Origin of the sequence: Cellulosimicrobium funkei (assembly GCF_004519295.1) — a bacterium.
GTDB lineage: Bacteria > Actinomycetota > Actinomycetes > Actinomycetales > Cellulomonadaceae > Cellulosimicrobium > Cellulosimicrobium funkei.
The window spans coordinates 282,498-302,755 of record NZ_SOZH01000006.1 but is presented as its reverse complement, the minus strand read 5'-3'; the positions used below and the strand labels follow the sequence as shown (position 1 = coordinate 302,755).

The window sequence follows — 20,258 nt, the reverse complement described above, 5'->3', positions numbered from 1 at the left end:
CGGGCGTCCTGCCCGCCGCGTCTCACTTCGCCTCGGCGTAGTGGTCGACGACCGCGACCGTGAGCGGGAAGTCGACCGGGAAGTCGCCGAACAGGAGGCGACCCGCCTCGGCCGCCGCGGCGCGGACCTCGTGCGCGACCGTCTCGGCGAGCTCGGCCGGCGCGTGCACGACGACCTCGTCGTGCAGGAAGAAGACGAGGTGCGCCCGGTCGGCGAACGGGGCGGGCGCCGCCCCGGGGGTCGCGGCGAGGGGCAGGTCCCAGAGGCGCCGCCGGATCGACGCGAGCCAGCACAGCGCCCACTCGGCGGCGGTGCCCTGCACGACGAAGTTTCGCGTGAACCGACCCCAGGCCCGCGTGTACGACCGGGCCCGCGCCTGCGCGTCGGCCCCGGACGCGGCGTCCTCCGTGGCACCGACCTCCTCGACCGCGTACGCCCCGTCCTGCGCGGCGTGCCACGACTCGCCGGGGCGCGGGGAGCTGCGGCCGAGGAGCGTCGAGACGACCTCCCCGCGCTCACCCGCCTGGGCGGCGCGCTCCACGAGGCCGATGGCGTCGGGGAACGCCTTCGCGAGCCGCGGGAGCACGAGCGCGCTGTCGCCGGTCGTGCCGCCGTACATCGCGCCGAGCATCCCCACCTTCGCGTGGTCGCGGGTCGCGACGGCGCCCGACGCGACGATCCCCGCGTACATGTCGCCGCCGCGACCCGCGGCGGCCATGCGCTCGTCGTGCGCGAGCCCGGCGAGCACGCGCGGCTCGAGCTGCGCGGCGTCGGCCACGACGAGCCGCCAGCCCGGGTCCGCGACGACGGCGCGCCGCACCTGCTTCGGGAGCTGCAGCGCTCCCCCGCCGCTCGACGCCCACCGGCCCGTGACGACCCCGCCCACGACGTACTCGGTACGGAACCGGCCGTCGTGCACCCAGGTGTCGAGCCACGCCCAGCCGTTCGCCGTGAGGAGCCGCGCGAGCTTCTTGTACTCCAGCAGCGGCTCGACGACGGGGTGGTCCGTGCGCTCGAGCTCTCCCTTGCGCAGGGACCGCACGCCGACGCCCGCGTACTGCAGCGCCTTGAGCAGGTCGGGGTGGGAGTCGGGGTTGAGCGTGGGCGGCGCGTCGAGCGCCGTACGGATGCGCGCGACGAGCTCCTCCATGCGCGCGGGCCGCTCGCCCGGCCGCGGCCGCGGCCCGAGCTCGCCGCTGAGGATCGCGTCGTGCACGTCGGCGCGCCACGGCACGCCCGCGTGGTGCATCTCGGCGGCGACGAGTGCGCCCGCGGACTCAGCGGCCAGCAGGAGCCGCAGCCGCCCAGCGGCGTCCGGCCCGTCCGCGGCGGCGACGGTCGCGAGCTGGTCGCGGAGCTCCGCGACCGGGTCAAGCCGCACGCTCGGGCCGTCCTGCGCGCCGAGCTCGAACAGCCCGACGGGCTGCGGCGGCACGGACGGGTCGCGCCCGGCCGGCACCGCGGCGAGGGCGTCCCACGGCCCGGGGTCGCGGCGCGCGAACGGCGTGCCCGCGACGAGCCACGAGCGTCGTAGCAGCACGTGGGACAGGCGCAGGTCGTGCGACCGCTCCACGCGCCGCCCGGCCGCGAGCAGGGGCGGGTACCAACGGTTCGTGTCGTCCCAGGTCTCGCGGACCGGGTCCGGCGGACCGTCCGCGACGTGCTCGACCCGGGCCCGTCCGGGCGAGCCGACGTGGACGGCGTAGGTGCTCACGCGCTCGCCTCCCGTGCTCGGGGCCCGGGGTCGGGCGCGGCGGCCACGGCGCGCGCGAGCGTCCGACCCCGGGACGCGACGAAGCCGGCCCGCAGGAGCCGGGCCGCGTCGGGCTCGTGCGCGACGAGGCTGACCGTGGCGGCGAGCGTCGTCGCCCCGAGGTCGTCGGCGGTGCGCGCGGCGCGCGCGAGCGCGCTCGCCTGGTGGGGCGTGAGGTGCCGGCGCCCCGTGGCGGCGAGCGCCACGACCGTGTCGAGCAGCGTGTCGCACACGTCCTCGACGGGCGTGGGCACGACCACCTCCCTCGCGTGCGTGCCGGCACGCCCGCGCAGCGACCGCACCCGGGCGCGGAGCCGGGTCCACGGGGTCGACCACGCCCGGTGGTCGTACGCCGGCGTCAGCGTCGGGACGACGACGTCGAGGCCCTCGCCCGGGCGGTCGACGAACAGCCCGACGGCCTCGTCGCGCCGCGACGCGAGGTCGCGCTCGACGGCGACGGCGACCACGCGCCGGTTCCCCGCCGCGACCCCGAGCAGGGTGTCGCACGCCGCCTCGTCCGCGGCGTCGACGCGCACGACCGTCTCCGCGCCGTCCGCCGCGACCAGCGTCCAGGTGAGCTCCTGGGCGACCTCGTCGAGGCCGATCGCCCCTGCCTCGCGCACCATGACGACCCGCACGGCGGCGGGCGCCCGGCCGAACCCGGCCTCGGCCCGCGGCGGGGTCGTCGCGGTGCGGGCCGCGACGTCGCGGAGCTCGTCGGCGTCGAGCGCCCCGAGCGGCTCGACGGCGGGCCCCTCGCCCGCGCGCAGCCCGGTATCCGCGCGCTCGGTCGCGCCCCGCAGCGCGAACGGGCCGCGGCACAGCGCCTCGACCGAGCGGCCCCAGACGAGCGGGAGGTCCCACGAGCGCCGGAAGGTCGGGTCGGCGCCCGGCGGGCGGCCGGTGGTGACCGACCGCACGCGCCCGGCGTCCGCGTCCCACAGGTGCACGGTCACACCCCGCGCGCCCGACGCCGCGACCCACCACCGTGCACCGAGCGGCACGACCCGCGCGAGGTCGGTCGGGCGCTCGTCGGGCGTGCCGGCGTCGCGCGGGGGCTCCGCCTGCACGTACGCCCACAGCTCGGCCAGCGCGAGGAGGCAGTCCGTCTCGTCGACCGCGTCGCGGCGGTCCGCGAGCGCCTCGAGCCGCCCGACCGCGGACGTGACGAGACGCTGGACCGCGGGCCGCCGGCCGAGCCGCGCCACCACGCCCGCACCGCGCAGCTCCTCCAGGTCGTCGCGGCCGACGTGCGAGAGCCCGACGTCGAGCAGCCGCTCGACCGCGCGCACGACCTCGTCGGCCACCGCCCGGGCGTCGGGGACGCCCGTGGCACGCGGCGTCGCGGCGGCCCGCTCGGGCCAGGGCCAGGGCCACGGCCGGCCGTGCGCACGCCACACGTGCACGAGCGCCTGCAGCCGCCACCGGCGCTCGTCGGCGTCGCTCCACGCCGCCCCCTCGCGGGTCACGAGCATCCCCGGGAACCCCGCCCCCGCGACGTACGTGACGCGCGGCGCGCCGGGCCACGAGACCTCCGCGCGCGGGCCGTCGACCGCCACCTCCACCGGCGGCCCACCGACCGCCCCCTCCACGGGATCAGCAGGCACGGTCTCGGCGACCGCCCGCACGACGGCGGCGCCCGCGGCACGGTGCGCGACGCGCGGGTCGAGCGCGAGGATCTCCGCCACCGGGTCCGGGGCGGGGGCGGACGGCGCCGCGCCGTCACCTGCCGCGGCGGGAGCCGCCGCGGGTGCGGCACCCGCCTCCCGCGCCCACAGGCTCGCGGCCACGACGTGCTGGCACGTGCCCGGCGTCGGGCACGCGCACCGCGCCCCGGCGGGACCGCGCGCGTCGAGCTCGACCCGCACCCCGCCCACGGACACCACGACGCCGTCGGGGCGCGCCTCGACCGGCTCGACCCGCCCGGCCGCGACGTCCTTGCGGGCGCGCCGGACGAGGCCCGGGCTCGCGAGCGTGGCGAGGGCGTCGTCGTCGTACCCCGCGTACACCGCGGCCCACGCACCGAGCCCGGCGCCGGCCCCGCTCACGGGAGCACCTCGCCGAGCCACTCGGCGAACCGCTCCGGCGTGAGCGCCGCGATCTCCATGCCCTGCTCGGCGAGCCGGCGGGCGACGCCGCGGTCGTGCGCAGGGTTCGCCTGCCCGTCGAGGGCCGCGAGCCCGAGCAGCCGGACGCCCGACGCGTGCAGGCGCCCCACCGCGGACACCAGCTGCGACACCGAGCCGCCCTCCTCGAAGTCGCTGACGAGCGCGACGACCGTGCGCCGCGGGTCGCGCACGTGCTGCTCCGCGTACCGCACGGCCCGCGCGATGTCGGTCCCCCCGCCGAGCTGCGCGGTGAGCAGCACCGTCACCGGGTCGTGCGCGAGGTGCGACATGTCGACGACCGCCGTGTCGAACAGGACGAGGCGGACCGTGATCCCCGGCAGCCCCGCGAGGATGCCCGCGCTCACCGCGCTGTAGAGCACCGAGGCCGCCATGGACCCCGACTGGTCGACGAGCAGCACGACGTCGTACGACAGCGCCCGACGCCGCCGCGCCGAGAAGCGCAGGTCCGTGACGACCAGGCGCCCGCGCTCCGGGTCCCAGCGGCCGAGGTTCGCGCGGACCGTCGCGGCGGCGTCGAACGTGCGGCTGGATCGCACGAACGAGCGGCGGGACCGGTCCCGGCGCCCGTCGACGGCCGTCACGAAGCGGGGGCGCAGGCGGCGCACCACGTCCTCGACGACGCGCGCGACGATCCGTCGCAGCCCGTCCTGCACCTGCGGCCCGAGCCTGCCCCGCACGCGCAGGAGCGCCGACGCCAGCTCGGCGCTCGGCTCGACGGCCTCGACCGCCTCCGGGTCCGCGAGCAGCTCCGTCATGCCGTACCGACCGACCGCCTCGACCTGCATGCGCTCGAACGTCTCGCGGGGGAACAGCTCGCGCGCCGACCCCAGCCAGTCGAGCCCTTCGACGACCGACCCTCCGCGGCCGCCTCCACGGCCCCTGCCCGGGCCGCCGTCGGGGTCTCCCCCGGTGCCGTGCCGGTGGCCGCGCGCTGTGTACTCGCGGTCGTAGAGGTGCCCGAGCGTGCGGTCCAGCGCCTGGTCCGGCGGCGCCACGGGCAGCGTGTCGCCCGCGTACCGGCCCAGCACGAGCCGCCAGCGCCGCGCGGCCTCCTGGTCGTCCGCCCGCCCGGCCACGCCCAGACCGCCGCCCGCCGTCACGAGGCGCTCCCGCGAGCCCACGCGCCCAGCCCGTCCCGCTCGAGGACGGCGACGAGCTCGCGCTCCACCACCAGCGCGGCCCGCAGGTCGTCCTCCGAGACGTGCACGCGCCGGTCCAGCGCGTCCGCGCGCGTCCCGGTGCGGGCGGCGACGCGCTCGGCGAGCCGGTGCGTCTCGGTCGGCCGCAACCACGTGAACGCGCGCCGCAGGTCCGGCAGGACCGCGCGGAACGCGTCCTCGTCGAGACCGCGCAGGCCCTCGTCGACGGCGTCGAACATCTCCGGCGTGTGGAGCAGCAGGTCCGGGGCGGCGCGCAGGACCCCGCCGAGGAACGCCGTCGCCGCCACGGGGTCCGCGCCGGGTGCGAGCTGGGCGCGCACCCGCTCGACGAGCCCGTGGTCGCCGGGCTCGTCGTCGAGCTCGTCGTCGACGGCGGCGAACGCGGTGAGCGCCCCGCGCACCGCCGGGGACGCGTCGGCGTCCTCCCGGACGCGCGCGAGCGCCTGCCCCACCGTCGCGGCCGCCGAGCCCGGTCCGTCCCGGCCTGCGCCGCGCACGTCGCGCACGAGGGACCGCAGCGCGACGAGGCTCGCCAGGGCGTCGTCCTGCGTCGTCGCGTCGGCCGCCGCGAGGTCCGGGACCAGGTACGCGGCCGTGGCCAGCCCCTGCTCCGCGAGGTCGAGCAGGGCCTGCGCGTGGTCGCCCAGCTCCAGCTCGACGCGCGCCCGCCACAGCGCGACGAGCCGTCGCATGCCCGCGACGACGGACGCGAGCGACGGGTCCACGTCGAGCGTCGTGCGCACGAGGGCGACGAGCGGGGGCAGCCGCTCCGGCAGGCCGACGACGACGCACTGCGCGACGAGGCGCGCGACGGCGTCGCTCGAGCGCTCCTCGCGCGCCCGCACACGTGCGTCGTCGAGCAGCGCGACCGCGACCGCCTCGAGCGTCGCCCCGCGGTGGGAGAGCTCGACGAGGCGCGCCTCGACGAGCGGCGTCCACGCGTACGTCCACTCCTCCAGCACGAGGCCCAGCCCGCGGCCCGCGACGTGGTCGGGGCCGGAGACCCGGCGGGCGAAGCCCAGCTCGAGGAACGCGCACAGCGCGAGGAACCGGCGCCGGTCGCGGTGCGCGGCACGACGGCGGGCGTCGAGCCGCACGGTGCGCGGCACGGCGTCGGACACGTCGAGGCGCAGCGCCCGGGCGCGGGCACGCGCCTCCTCGACGAGCGGCGGGGCCGCACCGCCCGGGGCGACGTCGCCGAGCGCGCGCCCGGCGAAGACCTCGGCGACCGCGAGACCGAGCGGTCGGTCGCCCGCGGCGTCCAGGTCGTCCGGGTCCTTCACGTAGCACGAGGCGATCGCGTCGAGCAGGTCGGTGCGGCACGGCCAGGGCCGTTCCCGCAGGGCCGCGAGCCGGTGCGCGTGCTCGACGGCGGCCTGGGACTGCGCCACGCTCACGAGTGCCCCGCGCTCCGACGCCCCGCGCCCGACGTCGACCAGCACCCCGGCCGCGGCGGCAGCGGGCCCGGCCGGGTCGTGGTGCGCGGCCCAGAGCCGGTCGTAGTAGCCCGGCGCGGGCATGCCCGCGCCGTACCCCCGCAGGGCGTCGAGCCGCTCGTCGTCGTAGCGGACGAGCCACGCGGGAGCGTCGGCGAGGTCGCCGTACCCGTCCGCGGGGCGCCGCGCCACGACCGCCGTGCCGTACTCGCTCCCGACGAGCGCCTCGACGAGCGCGAGGGTGTGGAACGCCCCCGTCACGACGACGACCGGCCCGTCCGCACGCGCGGCGTGCTCCGCGACGCGCGCGGACATGCGCGCCTCGCGGTCGAGCGAGCCGTCGGCGGCGAGCGCCTCGTCCTCGTAGTCGAGCCGCGCGAGCGCGGCCCACGCGAACACGTCGTCGACGAGCTCGCGCCAGTCGCGCAGGCGCGCCGTCTCGCGCGCCTCGAAGAGGTGGTCCCACAGCTCGTCGTGGTCGCGGCACCCGAGCCGCTCCGCGAGCCGGGCGACCGTGCGCGAGTGCGCGAGGTGGCGCTCCGCGAGGACGGTCCGCGCGGCGGCTCCCCGCTCGTCGTCCTCCTCTCCTGCAAGCTCCCCCCACGGGGAGTCGACGAACGCGAGCTCCGCGCCCGCCGCGTGCCCCGCGCGCACGGCGACCCACTCGGGCGAGTACCGCGCGAGCGGGTAGAAGCCCGCGGCGCGCACGCCGCCTCCCGCGGCGTCCGCGAGGTCGCCGGCGAGGCTGAGGACCGCGACGGGCGGGACCGTCCGCTCGTCGAGCAGCGCGGGCAGGAGACGCGTGTACTCCTCGGGCCCCTCGACGAGCACGACGGACGGCCGGATCTCGGCGACCAGCGCGGCCACCGCGACCGCGCAGGCGGGACTGTGGTGGCGCACCCCGACGAGGTGCACGCCGTCGCGCTCGCGCAGCAGCGCGAGGTCGTGGGCTGCCTGCCGCAGCCGCGGCGGCGCGGCGTCCCACGCGGCGCGCCGGGCTACCGCCACAGGTCGCCCGCCGCGGTGAGGAAGTCCTTCCAGCGCGCGTCCGACCGCGCGCGCTCCCGCACGACGTTGTCCACGTAGTGCCGCAGCCGCCGGGCGTCCTCCTCGTCGCCCTTGAGCGCGACGCCGCCCACCTGGCGCGCGACCTGCCCCGCCGTGACCGTGCCGTCACCGAGGTAGCGCGCCTCGAGCGACGCCGCGATCGCGACGTTCACCGCCTCCGCCGTCGACATCACGGTCTCGGGGCGCTTGACCGGTGCGCCGCTCGCCGTCGTGCCGGTGCGCAGGTCCTGGAACACGGTGACGAGCACCTCGAGCACGTCACGGTCGAGCACCGGTCGGTCCTCGACGGGCCCGAGCTCGGCGGTGAGGCGCGTCTCGACGAGCTCGATCTCGAACGCGCGGTCGCGGATCGGCGCGACCGTCTCGAAGTTGAAGCGCCGCTTGAGCGCGGCCGACATCTCGTGGACCCCGCGGTCGCGCAGGTTCGCCGTGGCGAGCACGTTGAACCCGGGCCGCGCCGCGACGCGGGCGTCGGCGCCGAGCTCGGGGACCATGAGCTGCTTCTCGGACAGCACGGAGACGAGCGTGTCCTGGATCTCCGGGGCACAGCGCGTGATCTCCTCGAACCGCGCGACGCGCCCGCTCTCCATCGCACGGTAGACGGGCGACGGGACGAGCGAGCGCTCGCTGGGACCCTCCGCGATGAGCAGCGCGTAGTTCCACGAGTACCGCACGTGGTCCTCGCTCGTGCCCGCGGTGCCCTGCACCGTGAGGGTCGACGTGCCGCTCGCGGCCGCCGCGAGCAGCTCGGACAGCAGGGACTTGGCCGTACCGGGCTCACCGACGAGCATGAGGCCCTGCCGGCCGAGCAACGACACGACCGCGCGGTCGACGAGCGGGTCGTCGCCGAAGAACTTGCGGCTCACGCCCAGCTCCCGGTCGCCCACGACGAACGCCCGCACCGCGCGCGGGCTCAGGCGCCAGCCCGGCGGGACGTCGGCCCCGCGTCGGGCGTCGGCCTGCGCGAGCACCGCGAGCTCGTCGGCGTACCGGACCTCCGCCGGCGGTCGCAGCTCGGCGAGCGCCGGGGGCGCCTGCTCGTCACCGGTCGTCGTGCTCGTCACCCGGGCTCCTCCTCGGTCCGGTCGCGGGCACCGTGCCCGTGGTCCTGCAGGTCAGCGTAGGAGCCGCGTCCCACACGGCCGGCGCCGGTGCCGCGGGAGCGGTCGTCGACGGGTTCGGCGGCCGTGCCCGTCGTGGGGGCGCTCTCCCCACCGGCCCAGGCTGCGCCCGTGGCGCGTCCCGCCGGGACCACGCGGTGCGGGTCGGCCTCCGCGTTCACGACGCCGCCCACGAGCACGACGATGCTCGTGAGCCAGCCCCAGAGGACCCCGGCGAGGACAAGGCCGAGCATCTGCCCGGCCGCCTGGACGACCGCCGTCGTCCCCGCCTCGGAGCCCGGCGCCGCCGGTCCCGCGAGCCGGACGTAGAGACCGAACCCCCAGGACACGAGGAGGACGCCGCCGGTCCCGACGGCCGCGCCCGGCAGGCACCGCCGCCACGTCGTGTCGACGTTCGGTGCGTAGCGGTAGAGCAGCGTGAGGTACGCGCCGCAGACGAGCACGACGGTCGGCCAGCGCAGCACGTCCCACGTCTGCCGGAATGCCGCGTCGAGACCGAGCCGCTCGGCCAGGTCGGCGCCGTCGCCCAGGAGCGGGCCGACGACGACGAGCGCGACGACGGACACCGCCGTGACGATCGCGCCGAGGGCGAGCGCGACCCCCAGGACGTACTGCGCCACGACCCCGCGGCGCCGCTCGACGCCGTACGCGTCGTCCAGGGCGCGGACCGCGGCGCGGAAGACGCGGCTCGCGAGCCAGAGCGCGACGAGGAACGACCCGACGGCGAACCCGGTGCGCTGCTCGTCGAGGAGGCTGTCGACGAGCGGCGCGACGACCGAGGTCGACACGTGCTCGGCGAACACCGTGGTGAGCCCGCCGACGATCGAGGAGCGGATCGAGTCGACGGTGTCGTCGCCGAGGAGCGGGCGCAGGAAGCCGAGGCTCGACCCGATCGCGGTCGTCAGCGGGATGAGCGAGATGAGGCCGTAGTACGACATCTCGGCGGCGAGGCCCGTGACGCGAACCCCGGCGACGCGGAACGCCGAGCGGGCGGCGACGTCGGCGACGCGCACGCCCCGCACGCGCGGCCCGGTGCGCGACGCGGCGGCGAGCACGCGGTCCTGCCACGGGACCCGGCCCGCCGCACGCTCGCGCCGCCGCACCGTCCACGGGCGGACCACCGCTCGCGCGCACCACGTGCCCGCCGCGACCGCGCCGGCCGCGACGGGCACGCTCGCGAGCGCGCCGAGCGCGCGGGTCCCGCCGTCGTCCGCGGCGACGGCCACCACGACGACGACCGCCCCGACCCCCGCGAGGGCGAGCAGCGTCGACGTCGCCGTGCTCACGGCGGACCGGACCGCCGGCGACCGGCGCGCGAGCACGGCGACGAGCAACCAGGCGAGCGTCGCGACGACGATCACGGGTCGGCGCCGCCGCTCACGGGAGCGTCCGCCGGGTCACCACTGGCTCTTCCGCTCCCAGTCAGGGTCGAACGACCCCGCCTCGGCCACCGCCACGTAGTCGCGGTACGCCTCCGCGACGAGGACGGGCGGCAGGTCCGCGATCCGCGCGGTCCCCCGTCCGGAGCCGCGGCCCGTCCGCTCGAACGTCAGCGCCGTCACCGCGGCCGGGATGTTCTCCTCGGGGACGAACGACCCCGTGAACTCGATCTGCACGACGATCCCCGCGCTGGTGAACGCCTTGGTGTACGCGCTGAACCACCCGGCGTCCTCGGCCTGCGAGCGGGAGTAGCCCCGCTTCGTGGCGCGCCCGCGGATCGAGAAGCTGTCGGAGAACCAGCCCTTGTGGTCGTCGATCGCGGTCGCACCCGCGGGGACGTCGGGCGTCGTGACGTCGAGCTGCGCGAAGAGCGGGGCGACCTCGTAGTCCGCCAGGTGCGCCGTCCAGGCCGCCGTCGCCTCCGGGCCGAGCAGGACGGCGTGCGCGAGCCCGACCGTGGACTCCGCCCCGAGCTCCACGTCCTCGTCGTCGGCGTCGACGAGCGCGCCGCCGTCGGGCCGGAACGGGCGGGCTCCCTCCGTCCCGGGGTTCTCGACCCAGACGAGCCGCTCGACGAGGCGCGACATCACGGGGTGCCCGAGGAGGTACTCCTGCCACTCCGACGCCGTCCACGTGCGGCCCACGCACATCGCCTCGTAGAGCCGCTGGGTCTGCAGGGCGACGACGGCCTTGAGCTCCTTGCGACTCGCGGTGAGCTGCTTCTTAGCGGCCGCGACGAGCTCGGGGTCGTCCAGCGCCCGGGGCGCCGGGAGCGCCTTGACCACCTTGCCGGCGTCGCTCGTGAGCTCAAGCGTGAACGCGGGGGTGATGCGCCCGACGTACTCCCGGGAGCCGAGGTCGAGGTGGAGCAGCCCGTCGTCCTCGAAGCCCGCGGTCTGGACGGTGCGGTCGGCGAGCTGGTCCGCCGTCCAGCCGCGCCGCTCCGCGAGCTCGCCCGCGAGCCGCTGCGCGGTCTCCTGGACCGTCGCCTGGCGGAACCGCCGCGAGACGGCGAGGAGCTCCTGGATCGCGGCCGGCTGCCCGTTCGCCGCGAGCGCGTGCACGAGCGCCTCGGTCTGCGCGCGACGCCCGACGTGCGCCTTCGCGTAGCGCTGGAACGTCGCGGCGAGCTCGGCGCCGGGCATCGCGACGGTCAGCGCGAGCAGACCCTTGTCCTTGACCGCCGAGCCGACGTACGTGGCCTGGTGCTCGCGGTACAGGTCGCGGTGGTGGTCCTCGAGCGTCTTGGACGCCTCGACCGAGTAGTGCTCGGGCGAGCGTTTGGCCCACGCCTGGTACTGGTCGTACCGCAGCTGGGCACCGGCCGTCGCGTACGCGTCGCTCTCCTGCGGCGAGGGGTTGCGCGTGTCCTGCGCGACCCACGCCGCGAGCACGTGGCTGCCGAGCCGGGCGCGGTCCTCCTCCTGGAGCAGCGACAGGTACCGCTCCAGCAGCCCGGCACCGCTCGGGTCCTTGAGCTTGACCGCGAGCACGACCCACCAGCGCAGGACCGTCGGCTCCACCGGAGAGCCGTCCGCCGCCCAGCGCGCCGCGGGCAGCGCGTCGAGGTCGAACCACGCCATGCTGACGGGCTTCTTCGCGCGCAGGCCCTTGGTCGCCTCCGCGAGCAGCGCCTCGGGCGCGAGGTCGGCCGAGATGTCCTCGCCCAGCGCCTCGAGCGCCGTGAGGAGCGCGGCGCGCACGACCTCGCTGCGCTCCTTGCCCAGCGCGGCGCGCAGCGCAGGCACCGCCTCGACGTCGCCGAGCCGGGCCAGCCACTCCGCCGCGCTGCGGCGCACCTCGGACCGGCCGTTGCCCAGGCCCTGCTCGGCCAGCCCGCGCACCCCGGGGTGCGTGCTCAGGGCCGCCTGCGCCGTCGCGCGATAGGTGCGGCCCTCGCCCAGCGCGAGCTCGGTCAGGCGCGGCAGGAACCGGCGCGGGACCTGCGGCAGCTGTGCGAGCACCGCGAGCGCCCGGGCCGGCTTGGCGCTGCCGTACGTGCGCTCGCGGTCGTCGAGCGCGGCGGCGAGCCGGTCGAGGTGCCCCGCGTAGTAGGGCCACGCGTGCTCGGGCGTCACCGTGTCGGTCGCCCACCAGGTCGAGAAGTACAGCTCGTCGACCAGCGCCCCGGCGTCGTCGCGTCCGACGCGCCGCAGCGCCTCGTCGAGGACGCGCAGGTCGACGTCGAGCAGGTCGCCCTCATGGAGCCGGTACCAGCCGAACCGCTCGCTGCGCCCGCGCCCCTCGTTCCCCTGCAGCCGCAGCCGGTGCAGGAGCGTGATGCCGGGGAGGCGCGAGAAGACGCCCGGCGCGGACAGCCGGCGCATGACGACGCCGCCGGGGCGCCGGGTGCTCGTCCCGGACAGGAACGCCGCGAAGACCCGGAGGTCCTCGTCGGTGATGCCGGGCAGCTCCTTGAGGTCCTGCTCGACGGTCAGGCGGCGCCAACGCGGCCACCCGTCGTCCTTCTTCCCTGCGTGCGCCGCGTGGTCGGCGCGGGCGCGTTCGAGGGCGGTGTCGATCGCGGCCCGCGCGGCCCGCACGAACTCGTCGCCGAGCACCGTCTCCGGCAGCGGCTCGAAGGGCGGCACGTCGATCTCGGGCTCGTCCTCCTGCGCGGCGTCGAGCACACGCGCTCGCTCGACGGTGTCGCGCAGCAGCGTCGCCCGGGCGCCCGTCGACCGCTCGGCCGCCTCCTCCAGGGCGGCCAGACCGCCGTCGACCTGGGCGAGGCGCGTCACCACGGCGCCGAGCCGCGAGGCCGGGAGCGACGTGAGCAGAGGGGCGAGGAGCTCGCGCTGGCGCGCCGCGGGGAGCGGGACGAGCGCGGCGACCGCCGCCTCGCGCACCGCCTTGCTCGTGTCCGCGGCGAGCACGGCGAGCAGCGGGGCGAGCGTCTCGGTCGCCGCCGGGTCCGCCGCGACGAGCGCCACGAGCTCACCGCGCCCCGCGGCGCTCACCCCCGGCAGCACCCGCGTCGCGACGTCCAGGTGCGCGACGACGAACTCCCGCGCCGGGTCGCCGAGCAGCGCCGGGCCCAGGTGCCGCGACGCCCAGCCTGCCGACGCCGGCCGCTCGAACAGCTCGCGCAGCACCACCGCCGGCGCGTCCGCCTCCGGCACGCCGCCCTCGACCGCGAGGGCCACGAGCAGGTCCGGCGTCCAGCGGTCGGGCGCGCCCTTGCCCTTCTGCCCGTGCCGGCGTTCGTTCGCGCGGCGCGACATGTCGTTGACGAGCGTCGTGAGCCAGCGCGGGTCCGACGCCCGCTCGCGGTCCACCTCGGACGAGACCGCGCTGAGGACGCGGCCGAGGCGCACGAGCTCCGGGACGGTGACGGAGTCCGAGAGCGTGTAGAGGTTGGAGCGCGCGGTGACCGCCTTCGCCGACGTCCACCCCGGCACGGCGGCCTTCAGCCGGTCGTCCTGGGCGGGGGTCGTCCAGGAGTAGACCCCGGACTGACCCGGACGGCCGAGGAGGGCCTCGACGTCGCCGCCCCGCAGCGCCTCCAGCTCGAGCAGGACCTCCGGTCCCTCGCCCCGGTGCACGTACGCGACCGCACGGTCCTCGAGCTCCGGCGACGCGACGGCGAGCACCTTCAGGGCGTCGACGAGCCGAGCGCTCGGGCGGTCGCCTCCTGTCTGCCCCTCGTCACGCCGGAACAGACCCTTGACCTTCTCGAGCACCCTCTACCTCACCGTCACGTCGTCGCTGCTGGAGGGCCCGATGCTAGGGGCGGCCGCCGACACGGCGCGCTGCCCGGGCTCGGGCGACGGGTGCCACGTCGTAGCGCGGCACGACCGTGACCGGCGGGGAGGGAGGGGTGGGTGGGCCCGGAGGGACTCGAACCCCCGACATCCACGGTGTAAGCGTGGCGCTCTAACCAGCTGAGCTACAGGCCCTGGAACGGCGGAGCACAGCCTACCGGGTCGGCACCCCGCCACCTGCCACGACCGCCCGGCTCCCAGGGCTCAGAGCTGTTCCAGCGCCCGTCGGTAACCGTCGAGGTCACGACGCTGCCCGCGCGGGTTGACGACGGACCAGCGCACGATCCCGTCGGCGTCGAGCAGGAACGACCCGCGCAGCGCGAGGCCGTCGTCCTCGTCGAGGACGCCGTAGGCCCGTGCGACGTCCCCGTGCGGCCAGAAGTCGGAGAGCAGGTCGAACTCGAAGCCCTCCTGCGCCGTCCACGCCTTCTGCGCGAACACCGAGTCGCACGAGATGCCGAGCAGGGTGACGCCGGCCGCCTCGAACTCCTCGAGGTTGTCGCGCAGCTCGCACAGCTCGCCCGTGCAGATCCCCGAGAACGCGAAGGGGTAGAACACGAGGAGCACCGGCCCACCCTGCAGGTCCGCGAGGTGGACGGGCGTGCCGTGGGTGTCCGGCAGCGTGAAGTCGGGCGCCGGGTCGCCCGGACCGGGCGGCGTCGTGCGCCCGGTCGTCGCGGCGTCGTCAGCGACCGCGGCCACGGGTCCCGAGCTTCGTCGCGGACCAGTCGGGCGCGATGGCGAACGTGCTCGTCGCGTGCAGCCCGGCCGTGGTCGCGGCCTCCTGGATGTCGTTGTGGCCCACGTGGCCCGGCCGGCCGGGCTTCGGGGTGAGCACCCAGATGAGGCCGCCGTCGTCGAGCACGGTCTGGACGTCCACGAGCAGGTCGGTGAGGTCGCCGTCGTCCTGGCGGAACCACACGACCACGCCGTCCGTGACGTCGTCGTAGTCCTCGTCGACGAGCTCGCCGCCGACGAGCTCCTCGAGCTCCCCGCGCAGGTCGTCGTCGACGTCGTCCGCCCAGCCGAACTCCTGGACCACGTTGCCGGGCGCGAACCCCAGTCGGTCCGCCCCGCTGGGCCCTACGGTGTCGGTCACTGTCGTGTCGTTCCTTTCCTCGTCCTGTCCGTGCGGTGGGCCGTCGCGCGCGCCCGGGCGGGCGCCCGCGCGCACGACGACCTGCCGTGTCTGGCAAAGGTAGCCCACCGCAGGGTGCGGTGCTTGGCAAGGCGCCGCCCACGGACGGCCGTCCCGCGGGCCGTCGGCCGTCCCCCGGACGCTGCCGGGCGGCCGCACGACGGCGGCGCGCACGCCGCCCGGCCCGTGTCGCCGAAATCACGCCCTCTTGACCACCCGATGGTGTGACTTACGCGCGCGTTGTGAACACAATGGGTAGACCACCCTGGTCTCGTGAAGAGGCGCGGTCGCCACCAGCGGCCGCGGCCGCGTGCCCGGAGTGGGCCCGAGACGGGTGTCGGCCGTGTACCGCGCGGCCGAGTGCCCGGCATCCGACGAGATATGAGGTTGCTGGTGGCTTCGTACGACGAGACCGGACCGCTGATCAACGGTCTGCTCAGCCAGGTTCCGGACTTCGACCCCGCCGAGACCGGCGAGTGGGTCGAGGCCCTCGACGGCCTGATCGACGACCGCGGGGGCCCGCGCGCCCGCTACGTCCTGCTGAACCTGCTCAAGAGGGCCCGGGAGCGCAACGTCGCCGTCCCGACCTCGCTGACCACCCCCTACGTGAACACCATCGGTGTGCACGAGGAGCCCTACTTCCCCGGCGACGAGGCGCTGGAGCGCCGCTACCGCTCGTGGATCCGCTGGAACGCCGCCGTCATGGTGACGCGGGCGCAGCGGCCCGGCATCGGCGTCGGCGGCCACATCTCCTCCTACGCGTCGGTGGCGACGCTGTACGAGGTGGGCCTGAACCACTTCTTCCGCGGCAAGGACCACCCCGGCGGCGGCGACCAGGTCTACTTCCAGGGCCACGCCTCCCCCGGCGTGTACGCGCGCGCGTTCCTCGAGGGCCGCCTCTCCGCGGACCAGCTCGACGGGTTCCGCCAGGAGAAGTCGCACCCGGGCGGCGGCCTGCCGTCGTACCCGCACCCGCGGCTCATGCCCGACTTCTGGGAGTACCCGACCGTCTCCATGGGTCTCGGCCCGGCGAGCGCGATCTACCAGGCGTGGACGGACAAGTACCTGCACAACCGCGGGATCCGTGACACGGAGCAGCAGGACGTGTGGGCGTTCCTGGGCGACGGCGAGATGGACGAGCCCGAGTCGCGCGGCATGCTCCAGCTCGCGGCGCAGCAGCAGCTCGACAACCTGACGTTCGTCGTGAACTGCAACCTGCAGCGCCTCGACGGCCCGGTGCGCGGCAACGGCAAGATCATCCAGGAGCTCGAGGCGCAGTTCCGCGGTGCGGGCTGGAACGTCATCAAGGTCATCTGGGGCCGCGAGTGGGACGTCCTGCTCAACGCGGACAAGGACCGCGCCCTGGTCAACCTCATGAACGTCACGCCCGACGGCGACTACCAGACGTACCGTGCGGAGTCCGGCGCGTTCATCCGCGAGCACTTCTTCGGCCGCGACCCGCGGACGAAGGCGCTCGTCGAGAACATGACCGACGACGACATCTGGAACCTCAAGCGCGGCGGCCACGACTACCGCAAGATCTACGCGGCCTACGCGGCGGCGCGCGCCCACACGGGCCAGCCGACCGTGATCCTCGCGCACACGGTCAAGGGCTACGCGCTCGGGCCGTCGTTCGCGGGCCGCAACGCGACGCACCAGATGAAGAAGGTCGGCCTGGCCGACCTCAAGGCGCTGCGCGACTCCCTGCGGATCCCGATCACGGACGAGGAGCTCGACGCCAACCCGTACGAGCCCCCGTACTTCCACCCGGGCCCCGACGCGCCGGAGATCCAGTACCTGCTGAACCGTCGCCAGCAGCTGGGCGGGTTCGTGCCCGAGCGCCGCTCGTCGCCGAAGCCGATCACCCTGCCCGGCGACAAGTCCTACGAGATCCTCAAGAAGGGCTCGGGCCAGCAGGAGATCGCCACGACGATGGCGTTCGTCCGCCTGCTCAAGGACCTCATCAAGGACAAGGAGTTCGGCAAGCGCGTCGTGCCGATCATCCCCGACGAGGCCCGCACGTTCGGCCTGGACTCGATCTTCCCGTCGGCGAAGATCTTCAACACCCAGGGCCAGCACTACCTCGCCGTGGACCGTGAGCTCATGCTGAGCTACAAGGAGTCCGAGGCCGGGCAGATCATGCACACCGGCATCAACGAGGCGGGCTCCGCGGCCGCCTTCCAGTCGGTCGGCACGTCCTACGCCACGCAGGGCGAGATCATGGTGCCGTTCTACATCTTCTACTCGATGTTCGGCTTCCAGCGCACCGGGGACCAGTTCTGGGCGGCGGGCGACCAGCTCACGCGCGGCTTCATCATCGGCGCGACCGCGGGCCGCACCACGCTCACGGGCGAGGGCCTGCAGCACGCCGACGGCCACTCGCCGCTCCTCGCGGGCACGAACACCGCGATCGTCCAGTACGACCCGGCGTTCGGCTACGAGATCCGGCACATCGTGCGCGACGGCATCGAGCGCATGTTCGGTCCCGGCGAGCACGGCGTGGGCGCGGACGGCCGCGACCAGAACGTCATGTACTACCTCACGGTGTACAACGAGCCGATGGTCCAGCCGGCCGAGCCGGAGGACGTGGACGTCGAGGGCATCCTCAAGGGCATCCACCGCATCTCCGTGGGCGAGGGCGACGGGCCGCGCGCCCAGATCCTCGCGTCGGGCGTCGGTGTGCCGTGGGCGCTCGAGGCGCAGCAGCTCCTGCGGGAGGACTGGGGCGTCGCGGCGGACGTGTGGAGCGTGACGAGCTGGAACGAGCTGCGGCGCGACGCGCTCGCCGCCGACCAGGCCGCGTTCCTCGACCCGGCCGCGCCCGCGCGCGTCCCGTTCGTCACGGAGAAGCTCTCCGGCGCCGAGGGGCCGTTCGTCGCGACGAGCGACTACGACCACCTGGTCCCCGACCAGATCCGCAAATGGGTCCCGGGCGACTACGAGGTGCTCGGCGCCGACGGCTTCGGGTTCTCGGACACGCGCGCGGCGGCCCGCCGGCACTTCAAGATCGACGGCCCGTCCGTCGTCGTGCGCACGCTCCAGGCGCTCGCCAAGCAGGGCAAGGTCCCCGCGGACGCGTCGGCCCGCGCGATCGAGAAGTACCGCCTGATGGACGTCACCGCCGGCACGTCCGGCAACGCGGGCGGCGAGGCCTGACGGCCACCGCCTGAGACGACGACGGCCGGTCAACCCGCGGGGTGGCCGGCCGTCGTCGTCTCCGGAAGGTGCCGGACGCCGTGGGTCAGGTCCCGGCGCGGTGCTGCTCGGCCTGCGCGACGGCGCGCTCGAGGTCCGCGCGCAGCGGCGCGACGCCCCGGGGGTCGCCGTACTCGACGAGCGACTCGAGGTGGTGGCGGGCGTCGAGGGGACGGTCGGCCTCGATGGCGGCGAGGACGAGCTGGCGCCCGACCTCGGCCTCGTGCTCGCGGGCGCGCCAGTGGCCGACGCCGAGGCCCAGCGCCTCGACCGGCAGGCCCGCTGTGCGCAAGACCTCCATCGACTGCGCGAGAGCGTGCCCCGAGGGGTCGCGCTCCGCGGCCGTCGCGAAACGGCGCAGGGCCGCCTCCGGGTCGTCGTCGAGGGAGAGACGGCCGAGCTCCACGAGCGGGTACCACCCGCGGGGATGCCCGGCGAGCTCCTCGGCGAGCGCCCAGACCGCGAGGTCGGCGGCACGCTGCTTCTCCGTCTCGTCCGCCGGGGCGGCGAGCGGGTCGTCCGTGGTCGGTCCCTCCGCGGCGCGACGGCGGACCAGCTCCGCGAGCGCGCGGAAAGCCCGCTCGTCGTTCGGGTCGTCGACGAGCATCGCCCGCAGCGCGTCCTCGTGGACCGTGTCGCCACGCTTCTCCCCGGACCGTGGGCGGCGCGTGCCGACGGTCGACGCGGACGTCGGCCGACGCATGAGCTGTCGAAGTCGGGGCATGAGTGCCATTCCCCGACCCTAGCGGGTCGTCCGGGTGCTCACCCAGCGACCCGGTCCCCCGGCGACCCGGCCGCCGCCACGGTGCGCGCTTTGTGGACTGTCCACAACCCCGGCCGTATGCTCGGCGCGTGACGGCCACCCCCAGGACCCCGGCGACCGCGCCGACCCCGACGAGCCCGGCCGGCAACGCGGACAACCTCCAGCGCCTGCGCGACGGCAGCGGCCTGCTCATGTCCGCCGCGCTGCGCCGCCTCGACGACGAGATCCGCTGGTACCGCGAGCTCCCGGCCGAGGACCGCTCCTACGTGGGTCTCGTCGCGCAGTCCGGCATCACGGCGTTCGTCACCTGGTACGCGGACCCGCAGGCCCCGCCGCACGGCGTGAGCGACATCTTCGCCGCGGCCCCGCCCGAGCTCACGCGCTCGATCTCGCTCCAGAACACGCTCCAGCTCGTCCGCATCGTCGTCGAGGTCGTCGAGGCGTACTCCGACCAGCTCGCGGCGCCGGGCGGCGAGCGCGACCTGCGCGAGGCCGTGCTGCGCTACTCGCGGGAGGTGGCGTTCTCCGCGGCCGAGGTCTACGCCCGCGCCGCGGAGGTCCGCGGCGCGTGGGACGCGCGCCTGGAGGCCCTCGTCGTGGACGCGCTCATCCGCGGCGACGGCGACGACTCCCTGCGGTCGCGCGTCTCGGCGCTCGGTTGGAGCGGCCACGGCTCGACCCTCGTCATGGCGGGCACGATCGCCGCGACGCTCGACGAGGTGCGGACGGCGGAGCTGCGCCGCGCGACGCGCCGCGCGGCGGGCGACGCGCTCGTGGGCATCCACGGCGACCGGCTCGTCCTCGTGCTCGGCGGCGAGGGGGACCTCCAGGCCGCCGCGGCGTCGCTCCTGCCCCGCTTCGGCCCCGGCCCGGTCGTCATCGGGCCGACGGTCCCCGGGCTGGAGGAGGCCGCGCGCTCGGCGCAGGCCGCGCTCGCGGGGCTGCGGGCCGCGCCCGCCTGGCCGCAGGCCCCGCGCCCGGTGCTCGCCGACGACCTGCTCCCGGAACGCGTCCTCACCGGCGACACCACGGCGCGACGCACGCTCGTCGCCCAGGCGTACCGGCCGCTCGCCGAGGCGACGGGCTCGGTGCTCGAGACGCTGTCCGCCTACCTCGGCACGGGCCGGTCGCTCGAGGCGGCGGCCCGGTCCCTGTACGTCCACCCCAACACCGTGCGCTACCGCCTGCGCAAGGTCTCGGAGATCACCGGGTGGGACCCGCTCGACGCCCGCGAGTCGTTCGTGCTGCAGGTCGCGCTCGCGCTCGGGCAGCTCTCGACGGTCCGCTGAGG

General features: G+C 76.1%; 12 protein-coding genes and 1 tRNA gene. 2 read left to right on the top strand and 11 right to left on the bottom strand.

Annotated features, from left to right (window positions below):
• Positions 1-22: 22 nt before the first annotated feature.
• The 10 genes from E1O70_RS12075 to E1O70_RS12035 form a co-directional block, all read right to left on the bottom strand.
• Positions 23-1,714 carry a bifunctional 3'-5' exonuclease/DNA polymerase gene (locus tag E1O70_RS12075; RefSeq protein WP_061268611.1) on the bottom strand — a complete coding sequence of 564 codons (1,692 nt, stop codon included), beginning with the start codon at positions 1,712-1,714 and terminating at the stop codon, positions 23-25.
• A complete protein-coding gene (locus E1O70_RS19910; RefSeq protein WP_061268612.1) occupies positions 1,711-3,801 on the bottom strand; it encodes a hypothetical protein in 2,091 nt (696 codons plus the stop codon). The genes E1O70_RS12075 and E1O70_RS19910 overlap by 4 nt, the downstream gene beginning before the upstream one ends.
• Complete coding sequence (locus E1O70_RS12070; RefSeq protein WP_205688646.1) at positions 3,798-5,003, bottom strand: VWA domain-containing protein; 1,206 nt, start codon at positions 5,001-5,003, stop codon at positions 3,798-3,800. Before E1O70_RS12070 ends, E1O70_RS19910 begins: the two co-directional genes overlap by 4 nt.
• Positions 4,979-7,486 carry a DUF5682 family protein gene (locus tag E1O70_RS12065; protein ID WP_061268613.1) on the bottom strand — a complete coding sequence of 836 codons (2,508 nt, stop codon included), beginning with the start codon at positions 7,484-7,486 and terminating at the stop codon, positions 4,979-4,981. The genes E1O70_RS12070 and E1O70_RS12065 overlap by 25 nt, the downstream gene beginning before the upstream one ends.
• Positions 7,477-8,610: an ATP-binding protein gene (locus E1O70_RS12060; protein ID WP_061268614.1), complete on the bottom strand. Its 1,134-nt coding sequence runs from the start codon at positions 8,608-8,610 to the stop codon at positions 7,477-7,479. Before E1O70_RS12060 ends, E1O70_RS12065 begins: the two co-directional genes overlap by 10 nt.
• Positions 8,607-10,028 carry a YihY/virulence factor BrkB family protein gene (locus E1O70_RS12055; RefSeq protein ID WP_061268615.1) on the bottom strand — a complete coding sequence of 474 codons (1,422 nt, stop codon included), beginning with the start codon at positions 10,026-10,028 and terminating at the stop codon, positions 8,607-8,609. Before E1O70_RS12055 ends, E1O70_RS12060 begins: the two co-directional genes overlap by 4 nt.
• Before the next feature lie 36 nt (positions 10,029-10,064).
• Positions 10,065-13,790: a DUF4132 domain-containing protein gene (locus E1O70_RS12050; RefSeq protein WP_061268616.1), complete on the bottom strand. Its 3,726-nt coding sequence runs from the start codon at positions 13,788-13,790 to the stop codon at positions 10,065-10,067.
• 142 nt (positions 13,791-13,932) lie between these two features.
• Positions 13,933-14,006 (bottom strand) — tRNA-Val (locus E1O70_RS12045).
• Between the two features lie 69 nt (positions 14,007-14,075).
• A complete protein-coding gene (locus E1O70_RS12040) occupies positions 14,076-14,573 on the bottom strand; it encodes a peroxiredoxin (RefSeq protein WP_061268617.1) in 498 nt (165 codons plus the stop codon).
• Positions 14,557-14,970, bottom strand: coding sequence for a DUF3052 domain-containing protein (locus E1O70_RS12035; protein WP_031316633.1), 414 nt, complete (start codon positions 14,968-14,970; stop codon positions 14,557-14,559). Before E1O70_RS12035 ends, E1O70_RS12040 begins: the two co-directional genes overlap by 17 nt.
• A 432-nt stretch (positions 14,971-15,402) precedes the next feature.
• On the opposite strand from E1O70_RS12035, the gene aceE reads away from it, so the two are divergent.
• On the top strand, positions 15,403-18,165 hold the full coding sequence (gene aceE, locus E1O70_RS12030; RefSeq protein ID WP_034655442.1) for a pyruvate dehydrogenase (acetyl-transferring), homodimeric type: 2,763 nt from the start codon (positions 15,403-15,405) through the stop codon (positions 18,163-18,165).
• Positions 18,166-18,250: 85 nt separating this feature from the next.
• On the opposite strand, the gene E1O70_RS12025 is transcribed toward aceE, so the two are convergent.
• Positions 18,251-18,937 carry a hypothetical protein gene (locus tag E1O70_RS12025; RefSeq protein ID WP_034651756.1) on the bottom strand — a complete coding sequence of 229 codons (687 nt, stop codon included), beginning with the start codon at positions 18,935-18,937 and terminating at the stop codon, positions 18,251-18,253.
• Between the two features lie 119 nt (positions 18,938-19,056).
• Here E1O70_RS12025 and E1O70_RS12020 point away from each other — a divergent pair, with 119 nt between their 5' ends.
• Entirely contained in the window at positions 19,057-20,256 is a 1,200-nt protein-coding gene (locus E1O70_RS12020) for a PucR family transcriptional regulator (protein WP_370670920.1), read from the top strand.
• The last annotated feature ends 2 nt before the right edge of the window (positions 20,257-20,258 follow it).

Bases quoted from the DNA above. Each gene is read 5' to 3' on its own strand.
- E1O70_RS12025 (WP_034651756.1), bottom strand. From the start codon at position 18,937: ATGGCACTCATGCCCCGACTTCGACAGCTCATGCGTCGGCCGACGTCC.